Here is a 22,139-nt window from a genome sequence, read left to right on the forward strand (position 1 = left end):
GGTAACCGTGAGTGATGTGCGACGCAATAAGAAGGAGCATGCACCTGGGCGATGGCGGAATCACACCGATTGCCGAAAGGAGACCCATACGAATTAGGAACCCCGAAGACCCTGGTCCCACCTCTAACGAGTGCTTCGACAAATGATGGTCCTCCGCTCGACCTCCGTCATGTCCGGTGGAAGGCGGGAAACGTCGTGATCGACGCTCCGGGATGCTTCATCTGTTTTGCCCTGACCCCTCGGCTTGGTTTCTCCGGAGAGTTGGAATTGTGCGATTTGGGGGCCCAGGGTGGGACTTCGGAATTTCACGACAGCGTCACCCATCAAACCTTACGCGAAGACGTCTCATCTTCTCCCACAGGGTGGTCCGGCCGACGTTAAGGAGCTTGGCCGCAGCGGCGATCTCGCCCCCGGTTGCGGAGAGTGCGCGCAGGATATGACGCCGCTCCGCGTCGAGGCGCGCGTCTTCAAGAGACCCAAGACGCTCCCCAATATCCGTTGCGGCACGGAACATCTCCGGAAAGAGGTCACCCGGCATCAGCCACTCTCCGAGCGCGAGACCGATGCCGCGTTCCATCCGGTTCCGAAGCTCGCGGACGTTGCCGGGCCAGGAATGGGCGAGCGCGGCTTCCTCCGCGAGCGCGCCGATCCCCTTCAACGATCCCTCGCCGTGGTCGGAGAACTCCTCGAAGAAGCGCTCCATCAACCACGGGATATCCTCCGATCGCTCCCGCAGCGCAGGCATCCGGACCGAGACGACGTTGATGCGATAGAGCAGGTCCTGACGGAAACGTCCCGACGCCACCAGTGTCTCGAGATCGCCGTTGGTCGCGGTCAAGAGCCGCCCTCGAAAGGGGATCGGCTTCTCCCCGCCGACGCGGTGGAAGGCCCGTTCCTCGATCAGTCGGAGGAGCTTGGTCTGGAGTTCGGGACGCATCTCCCCGATCTCGTCGAGGAACAAGGTTCCATCGCCGGTCCGCTCCGCATAGCCGAGATGGCGCATTGCTGCTCCCGTGAAGGCGCCCTTCTCATGCCCGAAAAGTTCGCTTTCGAGCAGGTCCGCCGGGATGGCCGCGCAGTTGACGGCCATGAAGGGCGATCCCGTCGCGGCGGATGCCGCATGGACGAACCGGGCCGCCACTTCCTTGCCGCTTCCGGTCTCGCCGGTGATCAGGAGGCTCGACGGGAGGCGGGCCACCCGCCGGAGCATGCGTTCCACTTCCTTGATGGCCGGCGAGATGCCGAGGACTCCGGTCGCTTCGTCCCTTCGGTGACGGACGAGATCGGACAGCCGCATCAGGAAATCGTCCATCTCGAACGGCTTCGTCACGTAATCCCCTGCACCCGCCCGCATGAGGCTCACCGCCTGATCGATGTCCCCGAAGGCGGTCACGAACAGGAAGGGCGGCGCATCGGGGCCCTTGACGGCCTCGCGGAACACCGCCTCGCCGCTCACGTCCGGCAGGCGGATATCGCAGACGATGGCGCCGAAGCGCGTGCCCTGGATGTCGCGGACCGCCTCCGCCCCGCTCTGCCACCATTTCACGGTCATGCCTTCGAGCGTGAGGCGCTGGACGAGGCTCTCCCCCATGATGGGATCGTCCTCGACGATGCCGACGATGCAGTTCTCAAGCGACATGGGGCAGCTCCTCGATCGGCTTCTCGATGGGAACGGCGATCCTGATGACGGTCCCACCCTGGCTCGGCTGCGACACCTCGATCCGCCCGTGCAATTCGTCCACGATCCGACGGGTCGTCCAAAGGCCAAGGCCGCCGCCGGTTCGCAAAGGCGGCGAAGAGTCCTCTCCGGTGAGAACGTCGATCCCCGTCGCCGGAATGCCGTCGCCGCGGTCGGTGACCACCAGGACCAGGACATCGCCGTGCCGCGCGGCCTCCAGCTTGACCTCGGACCCGGGCGGTGCAGCCGCGACCGCGTTCAGTAGAAGGTTCAAGAGGGCTTGCCGGATCTGGGTGCTCGGCAGCGGGATATCCTGATCGACGCTGTTCCTGATGGCGACCGTGACCGACTTGCGCCGTGCCTCCGCGACGATGAGAAGGCGCAAATCGGCGATGTCCTTGGCCGAGATCGAACGCCCGGACGTTTCCTGGCGGTGCATCGCCAGGGTGGTCCGGACGACGTCCCGGATGCCCACGAGCCCTCTCTCCAGGAGCCCGAGCGCGTTGTTGCGCACGGCGGCATACTGCCCGTGCGTCTTCAGGGTGGCCATGGCGTTGAAGAGACCGCCCAGGGGATTGTTGATCTCGTGAGCCAGGGCGGACGCGAGACGGCCGAGGCTGCCCAGGCGCTGCTCGTCGAAGAGCTTCCTCGCGAGGTCCTCTCGCTCGTGCATGGACTTCACGAGCGCGTTGTACGACCCGAACAGGTGCCTGAACTCGTCGCCGCTGCGGGCGATCGTGGCTTCGGGAACGGGCGTCGCGTACCCCTCCATTGCCGCGCCGAGGTGCCTGGAGAGGACCCTGATCGGCGCCATCATCCGCGTCACCAGGAGCCATCCGGCGGCGGCGAGGATCAATGTCAGGATGCCGTTCGTCACGATCAATGCCGTGAGCACCTCGCGCCTTTCCACGGCCAGGTGGCTGGTGTCGAACGCGGCATGGATCACCCCGACCACGCGCCCGGGATAGGCGAGGACGCGGGTTGCGTTGGCGACGTCGGCGCCCGCTTCGAAACGAAAGGGCTGCATGCCCGGACTTCCGCCGTTGGGAACCTCGACAAGGGACCCGACGGGGTGCTGCCTGGGGTTCGACGCGGCAATGACGTGCCCCTTGGCGTTGGTTACGATCGCCTCCGTCGCGCGAAGGCCCTTGCTGAGGTCCTGGGCGCGCGTGATGGCGTCGAAGACCTCCCAGGTGTCTTCGCGAAGGACCGATTCCGTGATGCCGGTGGAGAGGATATCCAGGTAGCTCTGCGCCAGATCCCGGACGTGCATTTCCTGGGTTTCGTTGAGGCGCGCCAGGACGCGCTCGGACAGCACGATGCCGACCAGCATCATCAGCACCGCGACCGCGAGCGGGACCTTGGCGGCGATCGGCCAGGTTCGCGGATCGAGGCGCATCGCCGTCATCCCGAAGCTGCGACCAGCGCCGCCTTCGCGGCGATGCCGTCAAACAGGGAAACATCTTCAGCCGCGAAGCCGTCGAGGCGAAGCATCCGGAGAGCGGCGCGCCCTTCCGGGTCCTCTCCCATCCGCAGGAGGGCATCCGTCAGGGCAGTGAGCCGGCCGGCGTCCACAGGGACGCGGGGCGCCGCGATCGGCGGGAATCCGAGCGGCTCCGAAGCGTGAAGGATGCGGGTCGACACCGTCAGGCTCGGCTCCAGCTCCGCGACCACGTCGTAGACATAGCCGTCCACGGAACCGGATGCGGCGAGCCCTGAAGCCACGGCGCGGATCACATTGCGGTGGCCATAGGTGTAGAAGGTCCGGCCGAAGAAGGTGTCGGGCCTGAGACCGTGTTCAGCCAGGGCGGCGCGGGTGACGAGGAAGCCGGAATTGGAGTCGGGGTCCGAAAAGGCGTGGATGTCACCACGCAGGTCCATCAAGCCTTCCGCCGGACGGTCCCGGTCGACGATCAGATATGACTGGTAGAGGGGCTTCCCGCGCCAAAGCGGAACCGCCACGAGCTGGAGGTCGCGGCGATGGGCGACGAACGGATAGCCGCATATCCAAGCGGCATCGAGCTGACGGGAAACGAGGAGAGCGGTGATCTCCTGGTAGGTACGTCGCGTGATGAGCGAGACCGGCACGCCCATGGTGCGCTGGAGATAGGCCTGAAGCCGTCCGAGCAGTTCCAGGTCCGACGTGAGGAACACTGGGGTTAGTCCGAAGCGCAGACCTCGTTCCGGAACGATCTCATGGGCGCGCGCGAAGCCGGAGCAGGACAGGAGCAATCCCGCCGTCGCGATCATGGCGGAACGCCGATTGAGCGCTCCCGTGCCCATCCGCATCCTTCCCACTCTTGTTCTCGATGCAGCGCGTTCAGGATTCGGAAGTCAGTGCCCGGATTGCGCTACACCTCCCGTGACGATCGCACGGAAATCGTTGGCTTCGGTGCCGCGAAGGGACGGCACCTTGGCATTATTTCAATATATCGGAACCCATCGACACATGACAGCGGACATTCCGGATCAGGTCCGGCCGGTGGCATCCGCCAGGCTGGCCGCGACGGACTTACGATGCTCCTCCGCCTGCACCCTCCGTTCGGAGTAGCGATCCACCAGGTAGTCCGACCGGTCGCGGACCAGGAGGGTGAACTTCATGAGCTCCTCCATGACGTCCACGACCCGGTCGTAATAGGGAGAAGGCTTCATCCGGCCCGCCTCGTCGAATTCCTGGTAGGCCTTCGCCACCGATGACTGGTTCGGGATCGTGACCATGCGCATCCAGCGCCCGAGTACCCGCAGGGCGTTGACGGCGTTGAAAGACTGCGACCCGCCGGACACCTGCATCACCGCGAGCGTGCGGCCCTGGGTGGGACGGATTCCGCCGATCTCAAGCGGGATCCAATCGATCTGGCTCTTGAACACACCGGTGATCGTGCCGTGCCGCTCGGGGCTGCACCACACCTGTCCCTCGGACCATTCGGACAGGGACCGCAGTTCCTGGACCTTCGGATGATCGGGCGGAACGCTGTCCGGAAGCGGCAGGCCGCGCGGGTCAAAGATCCGCGTTTCGGCGCCCATGCGGTCGAGAAGGCGGGCGGCCTCCTCGGTCAGGAGGCGACTGTAGGAGCGTTCACGCAGGGAGCCATAGAGAAGCAGGATGCGCGGCCGATGAACGGAGGCTGCCTTCGGCTCGAGCTTGGGGAGATCCGGCAGGTCCAGGTGGTGCCCTTCCAGGGCAGGAAAGTCCGGATCGAAAGGAGCGTCGTGCATAGTGGTGTCCAAGGAGTTCAAGAGGGATTGGTGCGGGCCGACAGGATCGCCGCCGTCCAGAATCCGGCGACGAGGATGAGGGCGCCTGCGATGGCAGCGAAGAGGACGGGATCGTAGGATCCGCTCCATGCCCAAAGAGCGGCCGCCCCAACGGGTGCAATCGCCCTGGAAACGGTCGCCGGAGCGGCCAGGGCGCCGTTGACGGCGCCGTAGGCCTCGCGCGTCACCATCTCCGGCACGGCAAGGCCTCGGACGATGGTCATGATGCCGTTCGCACCCCCGTACAGGGCCGCGACGCACGCCACGATGGCGAAGCTGGGCGGGGCGGCCTCCAGGACGATGAGGGCCAAAGGAAAGGCCAAGACCACGCAGCAGCCGATGAGGCGCACGGATGCCTTCGGCGCGAACATCCAAATGGCGATCCGTCCCGCCACCTGAGCCGGACCGATGATCGCCATGGCCGATACGACGGTCCCGGTATCGAAGCCTCGCTCGACGAGCAGCGGGTACAGGTGGAAGGTGAAGGCCGAAAATGTCCCGGAGTAGGCGGTGAACGCGACGGCGAGCGCCCAGAATGCCGGTTGGCGCATGACCATGCGGACGACCGACCATCCCGCCGACGGCCCGCCCTTGGCATGCGCATGCTCGGGATGATCCGCTGCCGGATCGATCACCGCGGCGTAGACACCGGCGCACAGGACGAGGTTGATCGCCGCCAGGACCATGAGCGTTCCGCGCCATCCGAACCCGTCGAGGAGGAACTGGACCAGGGGGATGAACACGGTGGAGGCGAAGCCGCCCCACAGGGTCAGGGCCGTGATGCCAGACCGTGCGCCGACCGTTCCGCTCCGCCGCGCCACCACCGCGAACGCTGGTTCGTACAAGGTGGCCGCCTGGAGGATGCCGATGCCGGCAACGCAGATATAGAAGGCGAGGAGTCCCTCGACCTGGGACCAGGCCAGGAGAAATAAGCCCGCCATCACCGAGCCCGCGGCCATCACGAGGCGGCCGTGGCCGCGGTCGATGGCGTTCCCGATCGGGTAGCTCGCGATCCCCGCCAGAACGAGGCCGAGCGTCGCGGCGCCGTACATCTGCGGCTTCGACCAGCCGAGGTCCCGCCCCATGGCCTCGGCGATCAACGGAAAGGAATAGTACAGCGATCCCCAGGAGCAGACCTGGCCGATGCCGAGGCCGGTGATGAAGAGGCTTCGACCGCTGAGGGGCTTGTAGGCTGCCGCATCCGCGTGCCCGGTCATGCGGCGGCTCCGCAGCCGCAGCCGGACTTCCCTTCGGTCTTGGCGACGGCATCGTCGACGCAGCAGGCGTCGATCTCTTTGGGGGCAGGGCCTCCGCAGCATCCGGAAGCGACGCGGTTCCGCGGAGGTGCGCTGCACACGCCGGTCTCCGGGAGGACGAGCTGCACCCGCCGTGCGGCTTCATGATCACCCGCGATCTCGGCCACGACCGAGCGAACCTGCTCGTATCCGGTGGCCATCAGGAACGTCGGCGCACGCCCGTAAGACTTCGATCCGACGATGTAGAAGTCCGGCTCGGGGTGGGCGAGCTCCACGGCTCCGTGGGGCGGGACGCTGCCGCAGGAATGCACATTGGGATCGATGAGCGGCGCCAGGACCGGAGGCGCCTCGGTGATGGGGTCGACGGCCACGCGCAGTTCCCGGAGCATGTCGAAACTCGGTCGGAAGCCGGTCGCGACGACGATCCGGTCGACTTCCAGTGTAATGGCTGCACTGTCCAAGCTCGCGGTGACGGCGATCGCACGCTCGGTCCGCTTCACGCCATGAATGGCAAGGGGCGCCAGCGTCTTCACCTGGCCGCTCGCGATTGCGCCTCCGGCCGCGAGCCCAAGCGCACCGCGTTCGGGAAGCTGGTCATCGAGCCCGCCGCCGAGGAGCTTTCCGATCCAGTCCCTCCGCAGACCCCAAAGGATTTCGGTTTCCGGCGCTTCCTTCCGGAGACGGACGAGGTCGAGGGCGACATTCGTGGCGGAATGTCCTGAACCGACGACTAGGACGCGCTTTCCCGCGTATCGTGACCGTTCGCGTCCCAGGACGTCGGGAATACCGTAAGCGATGCTGTCGCCGAGTGTCTCCTCGCCCTCGACCGGCATCCCATCCACGCCCATGGGATTGGGCTCGGCCCATGTCCCCGAAGCGTCGATCACCGCGCGTACCTCGATCGTCCCCGTATGCCCATCCTTCGCCTTCCATCTGACCTGGAAGGGCGTATCCGCGCGCCCAGCCGAACTCATCCGGTCGAGACCGAGGCGGCCGATGGCGGTGACCGTCGTGCCGAGCATGATCCGGTGGGCGATGGAGGGGTGCGCGGCAAGCGGGGCAAGGTATCTGTCGATCAGGTCGCCGGCGGTCGGGAGACCATCCGGATCGGGTGCCCTCCAGCCGATTTCCTCCAGCAGGGCGCGGGCCGCTTCATCCACGTTGTAGCGCCAGGGCGAGAACAGGCGGACGTGGGAGAAGTCCCGCATGGACGCGGCGATTTGGGTTCCACGCTCCAGGATCACCGGAACGATGCCCCGTGCGACCAGATGTGCCGCTGCGGCAAGGCCGATAGGTCCGGCACCGATGACTGCAACGGGAAGACTTTTGGTCATCACGACAACTCCTTCGATCTTTCCAGAATCACGAAAATTCTGAACACGACGATGACCTCACGCGGCAGTTTCGGACGATGGGACAATGCAGCCAACGTCAGCGCAGCATTCGTCCACGAGGTAGCCGACGAGGGCATTCATGCTGGGATAGTGTGCTCGGCAGATGAGCGTCGTCGCCTGGCGCTCTTGGGTCACGAGGCCAGTGTCGATCAGTCTGCGGAGGTGATGGGAAAGCGTGGATGCCGGGATCTCATGCTTTTCCTGAAGGGTGCCGACACTCAGGCCTGCCCCGCCCGCCCGGACGAGTGTGCGGTAGAGGCCAAGCCGGGTAGGGTTGCCTAGGGCCTCAAGCTGACGGGATGCTATTTCGATATTCATGGAAATAAACTTGCGCTTATTTGGCGAGGCGTCAAGGGGGCGCTGAGGGGGAAGTTTGGAAAGGCGCCCGCCATCTTGTTCTTAACCAGGGCGAATTGCCGGTTTTCTGACAAAATGTACGTCTGCGTCCGTTCCTCGCACCGATGTTACGGTCGGACGGGCTTCATGACATGTGTGCCGGAGTGAAAGTTATGGCGCCAGGTTTTCGATGGCGTGGCGTTGCTCTGCGTGCTTTGCGGGGTTTTCCAGCTTTAGCTTCGCGAGATTGTTAATCTTCCATCGAACCGCAGGGAGCGCAGCCGCTTGCGGCAGGCCGATCGCATCGAAGTCGGGCTCGGCATCGTGCAGCGAGAGCAGGAAACGCGTTGCCCCCTTATCAAGGCGGGCGGTGAGATCCTTCACCAGCCGTGCCCGCGCGTGCTCAAGGTCATCGAGCGTAACTGGCTCGACCGTCATCCCTTGGAATTCACGCACAAAGCTTTCGTCGAGCGTGTGAAAGGACGGCCTGATCAACTCGTGGGGCGGTCGACCCGAGCTCGCGACATAGACCAGAAAGGTGCGGAACAATTCGTCCGTCAGGCCCTCATTCTCATAGAGGAGCTTGACGTCGAAGAGATCGCGCGGATGTTGCCGATCGACTGCAGCATGAAGCTTCCCGCCGAAAAGATCGGCAAAAGACACCACCTGCATTTCGGCAAAACCAAACGCGGTCTCCACGGCCTCCTTCACGGGCAGCCGTTCGGTTGGGTGTACGGTCCCGCGCGCGACCGGCGAGATCTCGATTTTGATCTCGCTTCCACCTTGCCGGACGAGGAGGCGGGTATCGCTGTTGCCCCCGCCAGAAACCCTCTGGACGGTGGCGCTGCGGAGGCTTCGCGTCAGATCCGATCCAATGTGGCCGAGCGCAGCGTCGATTCCAGCGAGGGCCGTTGGACGATCTTCGAGAGGGAGGTAGACCAGATCGATGTCAACCGACAGCCGCGGCATGTCGCGATAGAACAGGTTGATCGCGGTCCCGCCCTTGAGCGCGAGTGTCTTCTCCCGTGCGATGAAGGGTAGGGTTCTGACCAGGAGTTCGACCTGACGCATATAGATCTCACGCGCCATCACGTGTCTCGCTGGGCAGGAGATCTTCCGGGATGGTGATCCGGTACTTCGGGTGTAGGCGGCCTCCGCGCGCCAGCTCCCGGTCGCCGCGCCCCATGTCGATGCAGGTCAGGTCGATGTGTTTGCGCCAAGCATGCGCATGCTTGTCGGCATAAACGAAAAAGAGCCGCTTCACCTTCACGCTTCGGCAATCGATCAGCAGCTTCATCAGCTGTCTGGGCCGCAAGTTAACGAGCCCCTCGAATGCCATGTCGATGGTGTGGAAGCTCTCGGTTTGGGGTATTTCATCGATCGCCTCCAGGATTGCTCGCTCCGGCGTCGATACGCGGATCGGCCATCGCCAGGGGCTCCGGGACAACGCCGCATCAGCATTCTCCGACAGGTCGAGGTCGTTGCTCTCAATCCCAATCCGATCGGTCCCAAATAGACCCTCATTTCGATGGATCACGCGTGCGTCCGTATGGAGCTTCAGGAGCCAGGAGGGGGTGTCCGAACCGTAGAGATAGAGGGTGAAGGCGCCGCCCAGCTGCAGGTAGTGGATGTGCCCGCGCAGGGTCAATGCGCTCGTTCCTCCGACATGAAAGTCGTGCCTCATGAGCCATTGGGCTGACAGCACGGCGATCTTCCATCCGATGGTCGCTTCCGCGTTTTCCTCCACCGGCAGGGGTCGACGATAGAGGCCCTGCATCACGCGTTCGAGCCAACCTTGCTTGACATAGGCGGAAACGGACTGGCGCGAAATGACGTGACGGGTCATCCAGGCCGTATCCACCAGAAAGCCGGGTGGAACGGATTGGAGTAGGCCCTTTAGCTTTGATCCCCTTTGTTGATCCATGATGGACAAATTAGCATTTGATCAAAGTCAGCGCTAGAGGACCTTTATGGATGACTCAAAATGTCATCTAAAGATTGACAAATTATCGGATATGTAAAGTTCGGAGGGGTGAGTTCAACCGCGTTGAGCCAAGACAAGGTGGCGTCCCCCGCGCGCGGGTCGGGCTCTCGGCTTCGCTGAAGCCCGCCGGCGGTCTTCACCCTGTCGGGCTTCGATCCCTGACGCGGATGTCGTTCGAAACACGGTTGCCGATCGGACACACCCTATTCCCGTCGGCATAGCCGCGCCCTGCAAATCACGCCGTCAACAGGTGGAGCGGTCCCCGACGGGGGACATGCGGCAGGCGCGAGCCACCTACAGCAAGTCCGATACCCGCTCTCCTCCATGGCTTCCTGGTCCGGCTTCGGATCTTCAACGATCAACCCGCAGGGGGTCCGCTACGCACGCGTGCGGCCGCTTCGAGGCTTTGCCTCGGCGGTGATCGCGACCGCCACCGGACGCTGATGGGCGCCATCGAGCGGGGATCGGCCCCGCTGCAGGATGGAGCCCTCACATGTCGCACGATCTTTCCCTCGCCCAATCTCACGCGCTGCACCTCGCCCGCACCTTGATGGTGCCGGTGACGCTGTTCGAGGTGGACGGGGAATTCGGTGTCCTTCCGAGCGCGGAGCTGGACGATGTCGAGGTGGCCATCATCCACGAATACGACCCCTACCAGGCGGGACCGGCTCATTGAGCCGGGTTCGTCTGTTGGAGTGGGTGCCGCTTACGCCCGGGCGCGCGCAAGGGAGGCTGCGCCGCAGCCGAGCCCCGGCATATATGCCGGATTGTCCCTCGCGCCCCTGCGCGCTCCGGTCTTCGCGGCATGGCGGATCTCGCAAGGTGGACGTTCGAAGGCAAGGCGACGGACGTCCCGCAGCCGTGCGGGAGAATAGGATGAAAAAGAGTGAAATCGACGCGTTGAGGGGCCGCGTCCTCTGCGGGGCCGTTCTGGAGCAGGCAGGCTTCGCGATCGACATCAAGGAAAGCACCCGCAACGCCGTCAAGCACCGCCGCGGCGACGAGATCATCATCGTGATCCACCGCGGGCAGGGCTGGTTCGACCCCCGGTCGGACGCCAAGGGCGACGTCTTCTCGCTTGTGGCTCATCTCGACGGAATGCCTTTCGCCGAGGCGTTGCGGCGGGTGGCGGGGCTTGTCGACTTCGTTCCGTTCGAACCCGCCTGGCCTCGGATGGAGCGCAAACGCACGCCCGATCTCGGAATACCCGAACGCTGGGCGCGGCGCCGCGCGCCGTGGCCGGGGTCCGCGACCTGGCGCTATCTCCGTCGCGAGCGCGCCATACCCGACGCTATCCTGCGCGTCGCGGTCCGGAAGGACTGCATTCGGGCGGGGCCATACGGCAGCATGTGGGCGGTGCATCGCGACGAGAAGGGAGCGGTCACCGGGTGGGAGGAACGCGGGCTTGACTGGCGCGGCTTCGCAGCCGGAGGCGCGAAAGTGCTCTTTCGCTTCGGCCCCGCCAATGCCGGCCGCGTTTGCGTCACCGAAGCAGCGATCGATGCCATGAGCCTCGCGGCCCTGGAGGGCCTGCCCGACGACAGTCTTTATCTCAGCACCGGGGGCGGGTGGGCGCCGGCGACCGAAGCGGCGATCCGCACCCTTGTGGCGCGGCCCGGGATCCATCTCGTCGCGGCCACCGACAACAATCCTCAAGGCGAGATCTATGCCGATCGTCTCACTGCGATCACGGTCGCGTCCCCCTGCCGGTTTGCTCGGCTCCGACCCACAGCGTCCGATTGGAACGAGGACCTCAGAACGCTGATGGGGCAGGAAAGGGAAGGAGGCAGGAAATCCTGACGCTCGTCCAGCGCCAGAGAGTCGCCTGCCAGCGCCATGTCGATCTCACCGGCTTGTCTTTCGTGGGGTTGCGCGTTGAATTCGTGGCGGGACACGGGGGCGTGCATGGGTGAGCGCAAGCGAAAGATCGAAGCGGTCCTCACGGGGCCGTGTCCATGCGGATCTAAAAGGGCGTCACATGCGTGCTGCCACGACGGCACGCGATGGCACAAACCGGCTGCCGCCCTCGGTCTCAAGACCCTTCCTAAAGCCTTGTCGCATGCCAAGTGCTACATGCGCGCGCTCGAAAGCTGCGAGGGCACCATTTCGGGAGAGCACATCATCTCGGCGTCCGTCATCCGCGTCCTAGCGGGCACCGGGGATTTTTCGGTCGCGGGTTTTCCCTGGCTGGAGGACGGTGAGGAGAGGATCATCGGGCCACAAAACCTCACCGCCAATGTGCTTTGCCGAAAGCATAATAGCGCCCTGCACCCGCTCGACGATGCCGCGGGATTCTTCTTCTCCGCGCTGAAGTCATCCCTGGAAACGGCGACGGGTCGGCAACACGCCCTGGTGTCGGGGCACGATCTCGAAAGATGGCTTCTGAAGACGGCTAAGGTGGCTGCCGCCTCGGGATCCTTCGCGCGGGGCCGAGAGCAGCTGTCAGGCGCGTTTGCCCACGACGATCTGATACTCGATATGCTCGATCGACATGAGACGTGGCCGGAGGGTTCTGGTCTCTACTGCACTATGAATGCTGGCGACCTGGCCTCAAATCATTTTCGCTTCCAATTTCAGCCGCTGACGAACGCACGAGACGAACTCGAGGGCATGGCGCTGAACATCCTCGGTATCAACTTCGTCCTCCTGCTCGCGCCTATGGACATGGAAAAGTATCCGTTCTTGCGTAGAGCAAAGTATCGGCCGGCCCGAATCGTGATTTCAGTTCCGGGTAAAGCAGCTCATTGGGTCACGATGAGTTGGGATGACGATAAGCGGCATGAAGAGCTGACGATGACATTCGTACGGTCCGTGCCCCGCCGAAGCGGCACGGCGGATTGATGATGGGGGAAAGGGAAAAGAGGGAAGCAAGGAGCCCGCTCGCAGACCGGCCAGACCGGCACCGCTGAAGCTCAACCGCGCCGCCAGCGATCCCGTCCCGTCGTCCTTCGCGGGGCGATTGCCCCGCTTGGCCGGCCGGAAAGGGATGCTCCGCCGCAGTTGTGCCGGCCCGTCCGCTCCGCGGGCCGGAGGGGGTCTTCGAGAAGAAGACGAGAAGGACCGGCAGGGCGCCGCGTCCGGAGCCTCTAAAGGAGCTTCCCATGCACCTCATGAAAGTTGATCCGCGCGCGTTGAAGGAGAACCCCGACCGCACGCGGCAGACGAAATCCACGCCGCAGGCGGACGCGCTGCTGCTCGCGACTATCAAGGCGGTCGGCATCGTCCAGCCCCCGATCATCGCCCCTGATGCCGGCGGTGGGAACGGCTACGTCATCAGTGCCGGGCACCGGAGGGTGAAGTTGGCAATCGCAGCGGGCCTTGAGGAGATTGACGTCCTCGTTGCGGATGCGACCGAGGATGGAGGTGCCATGCGCTCGATGGTCGAGAACATCGCACGCGAGCCGCTCAATCCGGTGGACCAATGGCGCGCCATCGAGCGACTGGTTGCGCTCCGCTGGACCGAGGACGCGATCGCCGTCGCCCTCGCGTTGCCGGTCCGCCAGATCAAGAAGCTGCGCCTCCTTGCTCATATTCTCCCCGCGATGCTTGACCATATGGCCAAGGGCGACGCACCCGACGAGCGGCAGCTGCGTATCATCGCTGCGGCATCTTTGGACGAGCAGCGCGAGGTTTGGAAAAAGCACAAGCCATCGAAGGCCGACCCGCAAGTCTCCTGGTCGAACGTCGCGAACGGGCTCGAGAAGAAGAAGATGTATGCGCGCAATGCCAGCTTCGATGATGAACTCGCCAAAGCGTACGGCATCGCCTGGGTGGAGGATCTGTTCGCGCCCGCTGACGAGGACAGCCGCTACACCACTGATGTCGAAGCGTTCCTCGGCGCTCAGCAAGAGTGGATGACCGCCAACCTACCCAAGCGCGGCATCATCGCGGAGACCAACACATGGGGACAGGCACAGCTTCCACCGAAGGCCGAGCGGGTGCATGGCAAGCCAGGCAAGGGCGACCGGACTGCGATGTACCTTGATCGTGATGGCAAGGTGGAGACCATTCATTTCCGAATGCCAGAGCCCAAGAAGACCAAGGCTGGCTCCCAGGATCCGGACGACGCCCCAGCTTTGCCGGCCTCGCGCCCGGACCTCACGCGAAAGGGCGTCGAGATGATCGGGGATCTGCGGACCGACGCCCTGCATGAGGCCCTCGCGCGTGCGCCGATCGAGGACGACATGCTGATGGCGTTGCTCGTGCTCGCGCTTGCTGGGCGCAATGTTTCAATCCAGTCTGGGGCCTCCTCCGACGTGTACGGATATGCGCGCATGGAGCGGCACGCCATCCGACTTTTCGATGAGGGCGGCGACCTCGCCTTCGACATGGACACCCTTCGCGCCGCCGCGCGCGCAGCACTCATCGATGTCCTGTCGGCGCGTGAAAATCGATCCGACAGCGGCATCGTAGCCCGCATGGCTGGCAGTGCCATCGGTGCGGACACTTTCCTGCCGAACATGGGCACAGAAGACTTCCTGTCCTGTCTTTCGCGTCCCGCGCTCGAACGCGCCTGCGCAGACACGCCCGTGCTGCCGCGACAGAGGGTGAAGGATACCCGCGCCGCTCTGGTGGGGCACTTCAAGGACGGGCATTTCGTCCACCCGGCCGCGCTCTTTTCCCCCGACCCGGCGAAGCTCGCCACGTGGCTCGCCAGGATAGGCGAAGCGGAGGCCGACGATGAGGAGAGTGCCTCGGTGTCCGAGCGAGACCCGGCCGAGGCTGTGGAAGGAGCCGCTGTGGTCGATGAGGCCTATCGGATCGCGGCGGAATAGCGCCGGTGTCTTCTTTCCAATCGACATGGCGCCGGCTCTGGCCGGCGCCATATTCGGGCACCTTTACGCCTGATCTGCGGGGAGTGGGAGGGGATGGCTTTGGCCAAGCGTTCCCTCTATGTCACTTTCGGCTGTTGTGTAGGGCCCTCGTCGTTCTCCCCTTGGGTTTGCGCGGTCTTAAACCGGCGGGCGTCCCTTCAAGGCCGCTGCGCGCCGCGGTGCGGCCGAGGACGCCGGTCTCGGCAAAGCAGGGATCGCGCCCGGCGCGGGGCGGCAGCCCCGCGGGTGCGCAACTCAGCTTCGCTCACCTCGGTGTCCACGGACCATGAAGCGCCGCTTGTCCGCCGGTTTCTCGGGGCCGCACCCGAAGGAAGGACGGCAGGGACCGGGCCGAGCCTTCGGGACATCTAACGAAGGAATGTTCCATGGCCAAAGTCACCCCCTCCCGCGCCTCCGCCCGTGTCGTCCCGCTGCGCAAGGGTACAACCCTTGAAATGGTCCGCCTCGCCTGCCCGGATGATGCACAGGTCCACCGGATTTCCGAGAGCTTCGGTCTCTCGCTGATCGACAGCGACGGAATCCGCACGGCCCACAAGGACTTCATCGTGGAGACGGCGCAGAGCCTGCGCGACGGGCTCGCGGAGCGCGCGATGCAGATCCATCTCCAGCGGATCGTGGGTGCCTATGTCAGCTCCGCCTTCGGAGCGGGGCAGTTCTACAGCCGCGCTGTGACCGAAGCTCGCGACGCGACCGCCAAGGCCGCCAACGACAGCCGGGATGAAGATCGTGACGGCCCGGTCGGGTTCGACAGCGCCGCTCAGCGCAGGCGCGAGTTCGCAGCCGACATGGCCCTTCAGGCCCACGCGCTTTGCATGGCTGCCGAGGGCGCAGCCGCGGCCTACGAAGAGGTTGTCGGCGAGAGCTGGAAACCCTTCGAGCGTCTGGCCGAGACGTCCGGTCCAACCGTGGATCGCCGGGCGGCCGAAGTGCAGATGGCGGCGCTCGGCTGATAGGCCTTGGGCGGGGCTTCGGCCTCGCCCTCCCCGGTTCGACCCGCAAAGCGGCTGGCCGCCAGCGGCCGGCCCATCGCGCCTCCCTCATTTCCGAAAGTAGATCCCAGGCAGAGAGTGCAAGCGACCAGTAGCAGTCATCTCGGCCCGCCTCGGGTCGGGTCCTGCCGTGGCCGGTGGACGGCGCAACGGCTTCGCCGTCCTCCACTGCGTTCCGGCCCGGAGGGTGCTCCGCCCTCTGAAGGCCCCGGCCCTCGACCCCGTGACGGGCCGCGATGGACGCGGCTCCGCAAGCGGAGGTTCAGGACAATGAGCAGGAAAGACGAGGGACTGTGTGCCGATCTCTATACGCGCATCACCGAGCGGATCGTCGCCGAGCTGGAGAAGGGCGTCCGTCCTTGGGTGCAGCCTTGGAGCGCGACAAATGCCACAGGCCGGATCACCCGGCCCCTGCGCCACAACGGTGAGCCCTATACCGGCATGAACGTCCTATTGCTGTGGTCGGAAGGAATAGTGCGTGGCTTCGTGTCCCCCATCTGGATGACTTTCAAGCAGGCAAACGAACTCGGAGCCCATGTCCGCAAGGGCGAGTCTGCGGCAACGGTCATTTATGCAAGCCGGTTCACCAAGACGGAGACCGATGGACGAGGCGATGAGGTCGAACGGGAGGTCCCGTTCCTCAAGGCGTACAGCGTCTTCAACGTCGCGCAGATCGAGGGATTGCCCGAACACTATCACCATCGGCCCATGCCGGTTCTCGATCCGGTCGCACGGATCGCAGCGGCCGACCGCTTCTTCGCCAACACGCGCGCCGTCATCCGCCACGGCGGGGGGCAGGCATTCTATTCCCCCTCGACCGATCACATCCAGATGCCCGCTTTCGAGACGTTCCGCGATGCGGCATCGTATGTCGCCGTGCTCGGCCATGAAACGGTCCATTGGACGGCCCCTACGGAGCGCGTCGGCAGGGATCTCAGCCGCTATTCCAAGGATCGAAGCGAGCGCGCTCGCGAGGAACTGGTCGCGGAAATCGGCTCCGCCCTGCTTTGCGCGGATCTCGGTATCGCGCCGGAGCTGGAGCCACGGCCCGATCATGCCGCCTACATCGGCAGCTGGCTCACCGTGCTTGCTAATGACAAGCGGGCGATCTTCTCCGCGGCCGCCCATGCGCAGCGCGCCGTTTCCTTCCTTCACGGTCTCCAGCCGCAGTCAGGGGCGGGCCGAGATGCCGCCTGATGCCTGCTCTGCGATGGAGAGCATGAGCCCTTCCTCAAGGATACACAGCACAGACGATGTGATGCTGGCAATCGTCATTCATTTGCATTACATTGTGGGAAGAGAAGGAGATCGACATGGCAGCCAATGCACTTGTCCAGACCCGCATTGATGCTGACGTACGGGACCGTGCATCCGCGGTCCTTGAGAGCATGGGGCTCACCGTGTCCGATGCCGTCCGCATCCTGCTGACGCGGACGGCCAATGAGGGCACCCTTCCGCTCGAGCTGATCACTAACAGCGAGGCACATGATGCCTGGTTCCGGGCGAAGGTGCTGCAGGCGCTCGAGGATGCCCGGCCGGATACTCCTGACGAAGAGGCGAATGTGCATTTTGCGGCCCGGCGGGACGCCGCGCTGCGCAAGGCCGGCTCTGCCGGCTCATGAGGCTCGTCTGGTCCGCCTTCGCGCTGTCCGACCGTGACGCCATCTTCACTTACGTCGAAGCCGAGAGTCCGCATGCCGCCATTTCGATCGACGAGCGCATTGCCGCGGCCGCCCGCCGGCTCATCGAGTTTCCCGAAAGCGGCAGGCCGGGCCGTGTTCCTGGAACGCGCGAACTGGTCATTCCCGGCACGTTCTATGTCGCCGCCTACACGGTGACGAAGACCAACGTGCGGATCCTGCGCGTCCTTCACGGTGCGCAGATCTGGCCAGACGAGTTCACAGACACTTGACCTGCCGGGGATTTCCCAGCCTCGCCGCTGGACCAGAGCCAAACCCCGGCGCTGTACCAGGCCCGCTTTCTCTCAACGACCATCCATCATACCGGCAGTCGCGCCGCCTCAAGGACGTGCGGTACTCCCAATTTTTCCGCCGCTGCGCGACGACAAAATCGGCTCCCCCACGCGCCGGCTCCGCCGGTCGCTTCGCGATCCCTGACTCGCCCCTCCAACGCCCGGTGGCTCGCCTTCGTCATCAAGACGAAGGAGGCTTCCATGAAGACCGTCATCGACATCCACGCTGAAATCGCCGAGCTGCGCGCGGAGCTTGCGCACTGCATGCTTACCGTCAAGGAGCGCAAGGAGACACTCCGGCAGCTCAACGACATGCTCGTCGAAGCGGAACGCCGGCGAACGGAGGCAGAGGGGGCATAAGCCCCCCTTTTTTGTCGGCGCTGGCTGGACAAAGGACCGTTGGATCGCACGCACTGCCGGTTGAGTTGAAGATCGACCTCTCCGTGGTGGGAATTCTTATCCCTCACGCCCCTTGAAGACGGGCCAGATCTTCCCTCGCCGCCTGCGCTGCGCGCTGGTTGATCGCCTCCTTTCGTAGCGACGGCTGAGCCATCAGCCCCATCGCCATGGAGCAAGAGACCGATCGGCGGCCAAGGTCTGGCCAGCTCGATAAGGCACGCGCAATCTTCCCGCCGTTCGTTGAAGCCGGCTGCTCCCCATCGGCGTGAGGGCTCCACCGGCAGGACCGTCAAGGCGATGCTCGCGCCGAATCCAGCTGCTTATGGTGGCTGTGGGTGGACGCACGCAGCAGCTTCCATTGTGCGCGGAACGAGGCCATCTGAAATCGCCTATCTCATTCCGGATGACGCTTCTGGGTGCTCCCACCAGCGATCTCGATCGGGGCTGGTCTGACCGAAGGACCATCACGCTGGCGCGTGCTCTCGATCTATTTCCCGCAACGTCCGTCGCTGGCTTTTTTCCGCCGCCGCCCACCCCTACGGGGTCCCGAGCGGCTTTGCATCGCGAAGCAAAAAAGCCCTCGCCGGCCGCCTTCCACTGCGTTCCAGCCCTGAAGGGTGCGGGCCGATCGCCTCCGGTCTCTCGACCGCTATCGAGGCCGCGATGGGCGCGACCGAGAAACATCTAAGGACTGCGACACATGGCTATCATCGGCACCTTCACCACCATCGACAACGGCTTCACCGGCACCATCCGTACCCTCACGCTCAACATCAAGGTCAAGCTGGTCCGCGTCGACAATCCCTCTGACAAGGGTCCTCACTTCCGCGTTCTCGCGGGCGCGAATGTCGAGCTGGGCGCGGCCTGGAAGAAGACGGCGCGGGAGACGGATCGCGATTACCTCTCGGTGAAGCTGGATGACCCGAGCTTCCCCGCTCCGATCTACGCCACCCTGGTCAAGGTGGAGGGCGAGGAAGGTTTCCAGCTGATCTGGTCCCGGCCGAGTCGGGACTGAGGCCCCCGCCCGAAGGGCCCTCGCCTCAAGGCGAGGGCCCTCACTTCCGCTCTGACGGATCCGAATATCCTCGGCGCCGCTTCGTCCGCTCCAGCCGACCGAACGCGCCATCGGCCTCCTCCGGCGTGTCGAACGTTTCCATCAGCGACTGGCCGCCAGTACCGATCCTGCCCCAGTTCCGGATCATCGACGCGCCGCCGAACAGCGTCGGCTGAATCGAGATCACGTAGAACCGGCGCATGTTCAATGCGGGATCGATGCGGCGAAGATGAACTGGGCGTGGGTCCGTCCGTGACATGCTCCAGAGAGTCGCTCTCGCCGGAAACGACGTCCAACGCATTTCGTGAATCGATCGGGCAGGTCCGATTCAACGCTTTGATGTATCCCCTCCCTTAGGGCTTCGGCACGCTGCGTGCGGCCCTACGATCTTTCCTCCGGATGAGATCTATTCGTCCCCGAGCAGGCGCGCATGTCATCGCGCCGGAACCATATGGCGCGACCGCACCGCAGGGGCGCGTTCCCGGCCGTGAAGACGATCTGCTCGTCTCCGCGCATGCGGAGGATTTCATGGGGCAGGATGAGCGGCCGGCGCGTGAGCTGCTTCGAGCGGGTGCGTGACGTTCCCGATGTCTGGGACGCGCGGCTGACCTGATCGACCTCGACCGTGGTGTCGCCGCAGCGCTTCGAGATGTAGTCCGCGGTCTCAGGATCATTGACCGCGGCGAACGAGATCCACGAGGCACTCTCGAACCATTTCGAGCTGGCATCACGTCCGCCATAGGCCTCCCGCATCTGCCCGATCGACTGGTAGAGGAGCAGCAGGCTGACGCCATATTTGCGGCCGGCGTCACGCGCGGTTTCGAGGATGCGGAGATATCCGAGCCGGGCGACCTCATCGAGAAGGAAAAGCGTGCGGTTTTCGACCTGACCATTGCGGTTGTAGATCGCGTTGAGCAGCGCCCCGATGATAACCCTGGCGAGCCCCGCATGGTTCTCGAGCGTCTTGAGATCGAGGCCGATGAAGACATCGGTTCGCCCCTCGCCCAGCTCCGCCGTCGTGAAGCTCCGCCCGGACACGATCGCAGCATAGTTCACATAGGAGAGCCAGTGCGTCTCTTTCACGGCATTGGCGTAGACACCCGAGAAGGTCTCCGGCGTCATGGCGATAAACGGGGCGACGTTCTCTCTCACGAAGATGGACTCGGAGTTGTCGTAAATCGCCTGAAGCCGCTGGCGCAGCTTCGGCTCCGGCTCCGCGAGATTGGCCCGCATCTGTCGCAGCGTCTGGCTTTCCTTTTCCGTATGACCGGACAGGCACACGTCGGCGATGAGCGCCGTGATCAGCTGCAGCGCTGAGGCCCGGAAGAAGTCGTCGCGCGCGGATCCATTTCGCGCACTGTCACTGACGATCCAGGAAGCCACGGCGGCAATGTCTTCTTCCTTCGTGCCGCCATGCTGGCCGATCCAATCCAGCACGTTGAAGCCCGTTTCCGGGGATCGGGGATCAAGCACAAAGGTGGCGCGGCCGGCCGCGCGACGATGCTCCTTGGTGATTGGCGCCACTTCGTTGGAGGGATCGAGGACCACAAGCCCGCCGCCCCATTTGAGCGCGGTTGGAATGGTGATGGAGGTCGTCTTGAATCCACCGGAACCGGCGAAGATGATCCCGTGCGAGGACCCGAAGGATGCGTCGAAACAGAGCAACGGCGCGCGACCGCCGGTTCCCCAAGTCTCCTCATCATCGGGGCGGAAGGCTCGATCAGACGACGGGTCGCGATCGACGCGGTATCGCTCGCCGATCACGATGCCACCCGTGTCCGGGAAAAGTCGGCCGGCCTCACTCATCGCCATCCAGTCCGCATCGCCGTGCACCGCGCGGCGGCCGCGGATCCGCCGCGGCTCCGGCGATGCGAAGGCAGCGTTCCCGTGCAGCGCGACGCGCAGCCCAAAGAACCCGGACATGAGCACGGCCGCGACGCCGACCGCCACCGACGGATCGATGAGGCCCGCGAGGCCCTGGTGGTCAGTGATGCGATCCGCGGTAGCCTGCAGGCGGGCGAACACCCGAAGGGCGGCGATGCTCGTGGTCGCGACGGCTCCGCAGAAAGCGCCCCATCCCACCGCTCGAATGGCTATCGCACCATGCGCGGCGAACAGGAAGATGACGCCGAGCGCCGCCGCTAGCGCGTAAGGGAGGCCGCGCCCGATCGCAGCGAGCGTAACCTTCGCCTGCGGGGTTGCGCCGAGACCAGAAAGCCAGGTCTCCCCTCCCGAGGTCGCCATAGCGATGCCGACCATCAGTGTCGCAGGCGCGAGCGCGAGCAGGATCCTATTCGGCTTCATCCGAGAACGCCTTTGCGCCGAGCTGCATCAGCCTCGCCCGCTCGGCATCGCTTGCTCTAAGGCGCTCCGCTCCATCGATGAGCAAGCCAAGCAGCAGCGCCCGTTTCTCATAGCGAAGCCCCGCTTTGACGATGAGGCCGCCCAGTTCGATCTTCTCTCGCGTATCCTTCTTCCGGGCGTCCGCGCTTTGCGATCTCTGCATGCGCTCAAGCCGCTCCGTTTGCCCCCTGAGAAGTGCCAGCCGCGTCCGCCTTCGAGGCCGTTTTCGGCCGCTTGCGAAAGCCGGCGGCCACCTCGGTGAACGCCGTGAGGAGGTCCTCCTCGTCGATCTCGACCTCGCCCAATCCGGCCTTCAGGGCGATACGGCCGATCCGCTCCGCTTCGCGCGTCTCGGCGAGCTTCAGCTGCTCCTGGAGACGGGCGATCTCCTCCCTGATTTTTCCGGACGCCTTCTTCACCATTTCCGAGAGCCTTTCGTGTGGGAGCATCAGCGATGCCCCACACCATTGCCCGGGCGCGCGCCTGTGCGCGACCCGGCAGAAATGCCGGGTCGGCGAAGCCGACGCTTTGGCGGATGATCCCGGCCGTTCCGAAGGAGCGGTTCCAAGGGCGCAGTTATACGTCGCGATCGCGACGTCCTGCTTCCGGCCTCTGGCCGTGGTGCCGTTCCGGGGGAGTGCCAT

Annotated in this window: 23 protein-coding genes; 10 read left to right on the forward strand and 13 right to left on the reverse strand. The window is 64.6% G+C overall.

Annotated elements, in window-relative coordinates; genetic code table 11:
- Nucleotides 1-316: 316 nt before the first annotated feature.
- The 9 genes from EDC64_RS20070 to EDC64_RS20110 all read right to left on the reverse strand — a co-directional run bounded on the left by EDC64_RS20070 (nt 317) and on the right by EDC64_RS20110 (nt 9,843).
- Nucleotides 317-1,639 (reverse strand): sigma-54-dependent transcriptional regulator, encoded by a 1,323-nt coding sequence (locus EDC64_RS20070; RefSeq protein WP_132034727.1) that lies wholly within the window; start codon nt 1,637-1,639, stop codon nt 317-319.
- Complete coding sequence (locus EDC64_RS20075; protein ID WP_132034729.1) at nt 1,629-3,077, reverse strand: ATP-binding protein; 1,449 nt, start codon at nt 3,075-3,077, stop codon at nt 1,629-1,631. Before EDC64_RS20075 ends, EDC64_RS20070 begins: the two co-directional genes overlap by 11 nt.
- A gap of 5 nt (nt 3,078-3,082) precedes the next feature.
- Complete coding sequence (locus tag EDC64_RS20080) at nt 3,083-3,928, reverse strand: substrate-binding domain-containing protein (protein WP_245504806.1); 846 nt, start codon at nt 3,926-3,928, stop codon at nt 3,083-3,085.
- A 219-nt stretch (nt 3,929-4,147) separates the two neighbouring features.
- Nucleotides 4,148-4,894, reverse strand: a complete 747-nt coding sequence (gene arsH / locus EDC64_RS20085; protein WP_132034731.1) for an arsenical resistance protein ArsH — start codon at nt 4,892-4,894, stop codon at nt 4,148-4,150.
- A 17-nt stretch (nt 4,895-4,911) separates the two neighbouring features.
- Nucleotides 4,912-6,150, reverse strand: a complete 1,239-nt coding sequence (locus tag EDC64_RS20090; protein ID WP_132034733.1) for an MFS transporter — start codon at nt 6,148-6,150, stop codon at nt 4,912-4,914.
- Nucleotides 6,147-7,523: an FAD-dependent oxidoreductase gene (locus EDC64_RS20095; protein WP_132034735.1), complete on the reverse strand. Its 1,377-nt coding sequence runs from the start codon at nt 7,521-7,523 to the stop codon at nt 6,147-6,149. The genes EDC64_RS20090 and EDC64_RS20095 overlap by 4 nt, the downstream gene beginning before the upstream one ends.
- Before the next feature lie 57 nt (nt 7,524-7,580).
- Nucleotides 7,581-7,901 (reverse strand): ArsR/SmtB family transcription factor, encoded by a 321-nt coding sequence (locus EDC64_RS20100; RefSeq protein ID WP_132034737.1) that lies wholly within the window; start codon nt 7,899-7,901, stop codon nt 7,581-7,583.
- Nucleotides 7,902-8,090: 189 nt separating this feature from the next.
- Nucleotides 8,091-9,008: a nucleotidyl transferase AbiEii/AbiGii toxin family protein gene (locus tag EDC64_RS20105; protein ID WP_132034739.1), complete on the reverse strand. Its 918-nt coding sequence runs from the start codon at nt 9,006-9,008 to the stop codon at nt 8,091-8,093.
- Nucleotides 8,998-9,843 carry a type IV toxin-antitoxin system AbiEi family antitoxin domain-containing protein gene (locus tag EDC64_RS20110; RefSeq protein WP_132034868.1) on the reverse strand — a complete coding sequence of 282 codons (846 nt, stop codon included), beginning with the start codon at nt 9,841-9,843 and terminating at the stop codon, nt 8,998-9,000. The genes EDC64_RS20105 and EDC64_RS20110 overlap by 11 nt, the downstream gene beginning before the upstream one ends.
- Nucleotides 9,844-10,396: 553 nt before the next feature.
- On the opposite strand from EDC64_RS20110, the gene EDC64_RS20115 reads away from it, so the two are divergent.
- The 10 genes from EDC64_RS20115 (at nt 10,397) to EDC64_RS20155 (ending at nt 19,113) form a co-directional block, all read left to right on the forward strand.
- On the forward strand, nt 10,397-10,579 hold the full coding sequence (locus EDC64_RS20115) for a hypothetical protein (RefSeq protein WP_132034741.1): 183 nt from the start codon (nt 10,397-10,399) through the stop codon (nt 10,577-10,579).
- A gap of 200 nt (nt 10,580-10,779) precedes the next feature.
- Nucleotides 10,780-11,703, forward strand: coding sequence for a DUF3991 and toprim domain-containing protein (locus tag EDC64_RS20120; protein ID WP_132034870.1), 924 nt, complete (start codon nt 10,780-10,782; stop codon nt 11,701-11,703).
- Nucleotides 11,704-11,976: 273 nt separating this feature from the next.
- The gene (locus EDC64_RS23920) at nt 11,977-12,744 is read left to right on the forward strand and encodes a hypothetical protein (protein ID WP_245504808.1); all 768 of its coding nucleotides are present in this window, start codon (nt 11,977-11,979) and stop codon (nt 12,742-12,744) included.
- A gap of 260 nt (nt 12,745-13,004) precedes the next feature.
- A complete protein-coding gene (locus EDC64_RS20130; protein WP_132034743.1) occupies nt 13,005-14,678 on the forward strand; it encodes a ParB/RepB/Spo0J family partition protein in 1,674 nt (557 codons plus the stop codon).
- A 425-nt stretch (nt 14,679-15,103) separates the two neighbouring features.
- Nucleotides 15,104-15,688: a hypothetical protein gene (locus EDC64_RS20135; RefSeq protein ID WP_132034745.1), complete on the forward strand. Its 585-nt coding sequence runs from the start codon at nt 15,104-15,106 to the stop codon at nt 15,686-15,688.
- 309 nt (nt 15,689-15,997) lie between these two features.
- Nucleotides 15,998-16,924: an ArdC family protein gene (locus EDC64_RS20140; RefSeq protein ID WP_132034747.1), complete on the forward strand. Its 927-nt coding sequence runs from the start codon at nt 15,998-16,000 to the stop codon at nt 16,922-16,924.
- Between the two features lie 116 nt (nt 16,925-17,040).
- A complete protein-coding gene (locus EDC64_RS20145; protein WP_132034749.1) occupies nt 17,041-17,349 on the forward strand; it encodes a type II toxin-antitoxin system RelB/DinJ family antitoxin in 309 nt (102 codons plus the stop codon).
- Nucleotides 17,346-17,639 (forward strand): type II toxin-antitoxin system RelE/ParE family toxin, encoded by a 294-nt coding sequence (locus EDC64_RS20150; protein WP_132034751.1) that lies wholly within the window; start codon nt 17,346-17,348, stop codon nt 17,637-17,639. The genes EDC64_RS20145 and EDC64_RS20150 overlap by 4 nt, the downstream gene beginning before the upstream one ends.
- Nucleotides 17,640-17,900: 261 nt before the next feature.
- Nucleotides 17,901-18,059 (forward strand): hypothetical protein, encoded by a 159-nt coding sequence (locus EDC64_RS23625; RefSeq protein WP_165933830.1) that lies wholly within the window; start codon nt 17,901-17,903, stop codon nt 18,057-18,059.
- A 739-nt stretch (nt 18,060-18,798) separates the two neighbouring features.
- Entirely contained in the window at nt 18,799-19,113 is a 315-nt protein-coding gene (locus tag EDC64_RS20155) for a DUF736 domain-containing protein (protein WP_132034753.1), read from the forward strand.
- Between the two features lie 40 nt (nt 19,114-19,153).
- On the opposite strand, the gene EDC64_RS20160 is transcribed toward EDC64_RS20155, so the two are convergent.
- The 4 genes from EDC64_RS20160 to EDC64_RS20175 all read right to left on the reverse strand — a co-directional run bounded on the left by EDC64_RS20160 (nt 19,154) and on the right by EDC64_RS20175 (nt 21,914).
- The gene (locus EDC64_RS20160) at nt 19,154-19,411 is read right to left on the reverse strand and encodes a WGR domain-containing protein (protein WP_132034874.1); all 258 of its coding nucleotides are present in this window, start codon (nt 19,409-19,411) and stop codon (nt 19,154-19,156) included.
- Nucleotides 19,412-19,533: 122 nt separating this feature from the next.
- Nucleotides 19,534-21,456: a Ti-type conjugative transfer system protein TraG gene (gene traG, locus EDC64_RS20165; RefSeq protein ID WP_132034755.1), complete on the reverse strand. Its 1,923-nt coding sequence runs from the start codon at nt 21,454-21,456 to the stop codon at nt 19,534-19,536.
- Complete coding sequence (gene traD / locus EDC64_RS20170) at nt 21,443-21,658, reverse strand: type IV conjugative transfer system coupling protein TraD (protein WP_132034757.1); 216 nt, start codon at nt 21,656-21,658, stop codon at nt 21,443-21,445. The genes traG and traD overlap by 14 nt, the downstream gene beginning before the upstream one ends.
- Nucleotides 21,659-21,662: 4 nt before the next feature.
- Nucleotides 21,663-21,914, reverse strand: coding sequence for a TraC family protein (locus EDC64_RS20175; protein WP_132034876.1), 252 nt, complete (start codon nt 21,912-21,914; stop codon nt 21,663-21,665).
- Nucleotides 21,915-22,139: the final 225 nt, after the last annotated feature.

The organism is Aquabacter spiritensis (assembly GCF_004346185.1).
In the GTDB taxonomy this organism is placed as follows: Bacteria; Pseudomonadota; Alphaproteobacteria; order Rhizobiales; family Xanthobacteraceae; genus Aquabacter; species Aquabacter spiritensis.

What these genes read in the sequence shown, in the direction of transcription:
- EDC64_RS20100 (WP_132034737.1), bottom strand. Translation starts at nt 7,901, where the DNA reads ATGAATATCGAAATAGCATCCCGTCAGCTTGAGGCCCTAGGCAACCCT.
- EDC64_RS20095 (WP_132034735.1), bottom strand. Translation starts at nt 7,523, where the DNA reads ATGACCAAAAGTCTTCCCGTTGCAGTCATCGGTGCCGGACCTATCGGC.
- EDC64_RS20075 (WP_132034729.1), bottom strand. Translation starts at nt 3,077, where the DNA reads ATGCGCCTCGATCCGCGAACCTGGCCGATCGCCGCCAAGGTCCCGCTC.
- EDC64_RS23625 (WP_165933830.1), top strand. Translation starts at nt 17,901, where the DNA reads ATGAAGACCGTCATCGACATCCACGCTGAAATCGCCGAGCTGCGCGCG.
- EDC64_RS20130 (WP_132034743.1), top strand. Translation starts at nt 13,005, where the DNA reads ATGCACCTCATGAAAGTTGATCCGCGCGCGTTGAAGGAGAACCCCGAC.
- traG (WP_132034755.1), bottom strand. Translation starts at nt 21,456, where the DNA reads ATGAAGCCGAATAGGATCCTGCTCGCGCTCGCGCCTGCGACACTGATG.
- EDC64_RS20090 (WP_132034733.1), bottom strand. Translation starts at nt 6,150, where the DNA reads ATGACCGGGCACGCGGATGCGGCAGCCTACAAGCCCCTCAGCGGTCGA.
- EDC64_RS20080 (WP_245504806.1), bottom strand. Translation starts at nt 3,928, where the DNA reads ATGATCGCGACGGCGGGATTGCTCCTGTCCTGCTCCGGCTTCGCGCGC.
- EDC64_RS20115 (WP_132034741.1), top strand. Translation starts at nt 10,397, where the DNA reads ATGTCGCACGATCTTTCCCTCGCCCAATCTCACGCGCTGCACCTCGCC.
- EDC64_RS20070 (WP_132034727.1), bottom strand. Translation starts at nt 1,639, where the DNA reads ATGTCGCTTGAGAACTGCATCGTCGGCATCGTCGAGGACGATCCCATC.
- EDC64_RS20110 (WP_132034868.1), bottom strand. Translation starts at nt 9,843, where the DNA reads ATGGATCAACAAAGGGGATCAAAGCTAAAGGGCCTACTCCAATCCGTT.
- EDC64_RS20140 (WP_132034747.1), top strand. Translation starts at nt 15,998, where the DNA reads ATGAGCAGGAAAGACGAGGGACTGTGTGCCGATCTCTATACGCGCATC.
- EDC64_RS23920 (WP_245504808.1), top strand. Translation starts at nt 11,977, where the DNA reads ATGCGCGCGCTCGAAAGCTGCGAGGGCACCATTTCGGGAGAGCACATC.
- EDC64_RS20150 (WP_132034751.1), top strand. Translation starts at nt 17,346, where the DNA reads ATGAGGCTCGTCTGGTCCGCCTTCGCGCTGTCCGACCGTGACGCCATC.
- arsH (WP_132034731.1), bottom strand. Translation starts at nt 4,894, where the DNA reads ATGCACGACGCTCCTTTCGATCCGGACTTTCCTGCCCTGGAAGGGCAC.
- EDC64_RS20145 (WP_132034749.1), top strand. Translation starts at nt 17,041, where the DNA reads ATGGCAGCCAATGCACTTGTCCAGACCCGCATTGATGCTGACGTACGG.
- EDC64_RS20155 (WP_132034753.1), top strand. Translation starts at nt 18,799, where the DNA reads ATGGCTATCATCGGCACCTTCACCACCATCGACAACGGCTTCACCGGC.
- EDC64_RS20105 (WP_132034739.1), bottom strand. Translation starts at nt 9,008, where the DNA reads ATGGCGCGTGAGATCTATATGCGTCAGGTCGAACTCCTGGTCAGAACC.
- EDC64_RS20160 (WP_132034874.1), bottom strand. Translation starts at nt 19,411, where the DNA reads ATGTCACGGACGGACCCACGCCCAGTTCATCTTCGCCGCATCGATCCC.
- EDC64_RS20120 (WP_132034870.1), top strand. Translation starts at nt 10,780, where the DNA reads ATGAAAAAGAGTGAAATCGACGCGTTGAGGGGCCGCGTCCTCTGCGGG.
- EDC64_RS20135 (WP_132034745.1), top strand. Translation starts at nt 15,104, where the DNA reads ATGGCCAAAGTCACCCCCTCCCGCGCCTCCGCCCGTGTCGTCCCGCTG.
- traD (WP_132034757.1), bottom strand. Translation starts at nt 21,658, where the DNA reads ATGCAGAGATCGCAAAGCGCGGACGCCCGGAAGAAGGATACGCGAGAG.